Genomic DNA, 449 nt, shown 5'->3' with positions numbered 1-449 from the left:
GCCGGGCGGGCGGGCACAATCGGCTCGGCCCCATCCATACCGGCGTCGTCCGAGCGGCCGATGCCGCCCTGGCTGGCGTTGTCCTGACCGTGCGCGGGATGCAGCGGGCGGTCGAAGCGCACGAGAGGGTCGAGGACGTAGACCGGAGCCGGCGGAAGCGAGCGCAGGTGGGAGATGTCGACCGGCACCGAGACGTAGCGCTCGGACGGGACGGACCCGGCCGGCGCGGCGACGGGAGCCGCCTGCGCTGCCTCGGCGCTCGGGTCCGTCTCCGGCATCGCATCGCGGTCACGACCCTGGGCGGCCTCGGGCTGGATCGCCTCCCAGGCCTCGGCCGAGGACCAGTCGCCGGCCTCGAACCACGGCTGGACGTCGGACCAGTCGGGCAGCTCCGACAGATCGCGGGCTTCCGCCGGCACGACCGGGGCGGGCGCGGTGCCCGCCCCGGT

Annotated in this window: 1 pseudogene; it reads right to left on the bottom strand. The window is 75.9% G+C overall.

Going from position 1 to position 449, the window contains the following annotated elements:
* Positions 1 to 449, bottom strand: a pseudogene (locus FV223_RS31165) (hypothetical protein); the annotation flags it as partial.

It is taken from the genome of Methylobacterium sp. WL116 (assembly GCF_008039455.1).
Taxonomy (GTDB): domain Bacteria; phylum Pseudomonadota; class Alphaproteobacteria; order Rhizobiales; family Beijerinckiaceae; genus Methylobacterium.
The sequence above is the reverse complement of the archived record's forward strand: the minus strand, read 5'-3'. Positions and strand labels throughout refer to the sequence as shown.